General features: G+C 30.9%; 3 protein-coding genes. All 3 read left to right on the top strand.

Going from position 1 to position 3,667, the window contains the following annotated elements; genetic code table 11:
• The first annotated feature begins 114 nt into the window (after positions 1–114).
• Positions 115–819 carry a hypothetical protein gene (locus G525_RS21940; RefSeq protein WP_051210010.1) on the top strand — a complete coding sequence of 235 codons (705 nt, stop codon included), beginning with the start codon at positions 115–117 and terminating at the stop codon, positions 817–819.
• Positions 820–1,052: 233 nt separating this feature from the next.
• Positions 1,053–2,147, top strand: a complete 1,095-nt coding sequence (locus G525_RS0117690; RefSeq protein WP_027127319.1) for a hypothetical protein — start codon at positions 1,053–1,055, stop codon at positions 2,145–2,147.
• Positions 2,148–2,303: 156 nt separating this feature from the next.
• Positions 2,304–3,383 carry a hypothetical protein gene (locus tag G525_RS0117685; protein ID WP_027127318.1) on the top strand — a complete coding sequence of 360 codons (1,080 nt, stop codon included), beginning with the start codon at positions 2,304–2,306 and terminating at the stop codon, positions 3,381–3,383.
• The last annotated feature ends 284 nt before the right edge of the window (positions 3,384–3,667 follow it).

Genomic DNA, 3,667 nt, shown 5'->3' with positions numbered 1-3,667 from the left:
TCGTGCTTACCCAAAGTTATGGTACAAATTTAAGGTCAGTGCCAACCGAAAAGTAAGTGCATAAAAACCGCTACTGCTCATATACAAACACGTTGTGCGCAAGCTAAAAAACCGATGAACAAAATTAAAACCGATATAAAAATTGGACAACGGATTTTTGAAAATGTTCCCGAAATTGTGCGTCCGAACTGGGCAGGATTGGTTTTATCGAGATTTGATAGATATTTAGAAAAAATACCAGTCGAGATTTTAGAACTTTATGACATTATTGAGAAGAAAGAAAAATGGAAACTTGCTCACGACCAATTTACCAAAATAAGAATGTTGAATTTATCGAATGCGGACAAAGATTTTGAATTGTATTTGAGATTGGCTGAAAGAGTTGCGAAAGTCACTTATAATTCATCGGAACAATCAGCACCATTTGACGCAAATAGCGGATTTGCTATTCCAATGTTTGCTTTACAATATTGTGATTTAATTGATGACGAACATTTACATCAAGAAGTGAAATCCACAATTCTGATTTTTCAAAGAAATAAAGGGTTTAAAAATAGCATAACCGCAACGACCGATTTAATAATTTACAAGAAAATCGATGATATTCTTTGGATTGATAGGGACCCAATTGGAGTTAATGACATTGCGCCAAGAGATGAATATCAAGGTTATGTTCCAGAAATATTCCGACTGAAAAAAAACGGAGCTGACAGAATTGAAATTGCGAAAAAGTTATTAGACATTGAAAGAAACCAAATCGGAATATTGGGAACTTTAGATGAGTGTTTAATAATAGCTGACAAAATAATTGAAGCGTAGAAAGCCTGCGCACAACAACGTATATAGCTCATAGCTAATTAGTTACTCAAACAAAGTTAAGGCTTATTTGGAAAGTCGCCAAATTTTTAAATTTGACGATTTCCAATAAAAAAGATAAATAGTAAAATTTAAAAATCTGGCTTGTGCTAAACCGAACATAATCGCTAATTTACACGCTACGAGCCATATACAAGACCGTTGTGCAACATTAAAAAAAACTCACGAAAGAAAGAATGGACTTAAAAAAAACACGAATTGAGGGAATGAAAATCTTCAAAGTAAGTCCTGAAGTAATGAATAATGAAAGTGAGGAAACGAAGAAAATCGTAAAACAAGCCTTAAAAGAAAAACCTCTTAAAATTTGGGAGAGAGAAATTAAGCAACACAAATCAAATCTACTTGCCTCAAACGAAGATGGCGACGTTTTTCAAGCAACAACTTTTGTTCATAAAAAGAAAATATTCGCTGGTGTTGCACCGAATTTAATTCAAGCATATTTCGATATGGCTTATGAACAAATCCAATGGACAGATAAATATGCGGATACATTCCATTATGTAGCATCCGAAAAATTTGACCGAATAAAATTCATAGATACACCAATATTTAACAGATTCATTCAGTATAGAATTAGTTCAATCATATTCTTACATTTATCCGTTGAGGCTTTTATAAACTCAATAATTCCTGACGATTTCATATACTCGAAAACGGAAAAATCAAACTCAAATAAATTCCAAGAACAAATAACAAAACTCAATAAAGAAAATATAGAGCGTTGGATTAGTTTTAAAGAAAAAATTGAAGAAGTCATTCCGGAATTACCAAACACTACTTTTGATATTAAAAAGAATAGTGACATAATTGGTAGAATACTTGAAATTGAAAATATCCGAAACGAAATAATCCATTTGAAAAGTAAAGACACAAATTCAAATATGCACTATAAAAAAGTGTTTGATTTTGTAGCATCAAAAGATTTGAGCAAATACCTGTATTCAGTAAAAAAATTCATAAATATTTTACAATCGGATTTTATAAAGATTGACAAAATACAAGAAGATAATAACATCAAAGAAATATACATTGAAAAGGCTGAACATCTTCACATTGGAGTTTATTTTGAGGTTATTAAACAAAAAGAAAAACGAATTGCGATTTTTATTGACAAATGGAAAGGACTTACCAAAGAAAGTGAATATTTAAAAGTTGTATTATCTTATCTGAAATTAATGGAAGATATGAACTTAATAATGGACTATTTGGTAAGTGAGGAAAAAAATAAATTTAAGATAGAGATATTTAAAAATGATGAACAAATAAAATAACGTTGCACAACAACATATATAATTTATTGCTAGTTCTAGCCTACTTACGAAAATCCTAGCGGATTTTCTTGGTTTGTGTTTTATTTACTAAATTCAGTGCTTGAAACACGCAACAAATCATATATAAAAACGTTGCCACACATTTGAAAAAAACCTATGTTCTTCAATAAAAAGATAAAAACAACACTAACTGAATTTCTAACCGAACTAAAATCGGGAAATGAAAACGTACTGAAAATTCTCGGATTGAGTGAAAGTAGTTTCAGGACAGAATCATATGAACAGATACTTGAGAATCCAGCTGATATAGCATCAGGAGTTATTGGAGTAAAGACAAAATTCAATATAAAAGCCTTTGGTGTATTTAACAACATACTTCTAAAAGAACACGACAACGGAGATTTAAAGCATATTTTTTATACAACTACTCGAGATTACGAAAAAATTGATTCCGTAGCTGAAATAATATATTCTGTATTAGGAACTGGATATTTTGATGCGGAATTACCAACTTCATTTAAAGACAAGCAAAAACTATCAAATCTTACGAAAGGAATTTCCGAATCAACCGATGACGAAATTATGAATCTTTGGATGATAGATAACATAACCATATTATTACAATACAAGAGTAATCCAATGTATGAGTTTTCTCTTTTTGTAACAAAAAACACGGAAAAACAAGTAGATAGAACTTCTCGAAGAAGTGGATATATAACAGAGTTACTTAAAACAGATTTTAGTGCTTTATTTTTAGAACAAGAAAATTCAAGAACTGAAAACGTTGATGATGATAATGGGAATATCAGCTATGTAAGATATTATTACGAATTGAATCCGTCAGAATTTGGTGTTTTTAATACGTTGGAAATTCAACAAGGAGGAAAAGAAAAAGACCATTCATTTCAAAAAGGAACAAACTTAACTTTTACTTCTTCCGAGGACATTTCTTTAGTAAATATGGTCGAGATTTCAGAAAAACTAATCAAAATGTATGGAGCTGATAATGGTGGAACTGAAGAACTCGAAATACACGACTTGGATATGTTAGAAAATAGACAGAATTGGACTGGCAGAAGTTGGGGATTTAATGAAGTACACGGAATATATGATGTTGATAATCCAAATGAACAGCCATCTTATTCAGTTTGGTTAAGTTATGATGAATATGATTCAGGATTTACTTTGACCATATTAAGTTACAATCAACTGAAAGAATATTTTGTAGCAGAATAAAAAACGTGTGGCAACAACGTATATAGCTCATAGCTGGGCAGTTGCTTAAACGAAGTTAAGGCATATTTGGAAAGTCGCCAAATTTTTAAATTTGACGATTTCCAATAAAAAAGATAAATAGTAAAATTTAAAAATCTGGCTCGTGCTCAACCGAAAATTAATCGCTAATTTACACGCTACGAGTCATATACAAAACCGTTGTGCTTCATTATCAGAAAACGCTAACAAAGAATGAAACCCTTACGAAAATTCGCCATATATCCCTTTTTGAAAATACCAATAGA

It is taken from the genome of Gelidibacter mesophilus DSM 14095 (genome assembly GCF_000423005.1).
Lineage (GTDB): Bacteria > Bacteroidota > Bacteroidia > Flavobacteriales > Flavobacteriaceae > Gelidibacter > Gelidibacter mesophilus.
Note: the sequence above shows the minus strand (reverse complement) of the source record. Positions and strands in the feature narration are given on the sequence as shown.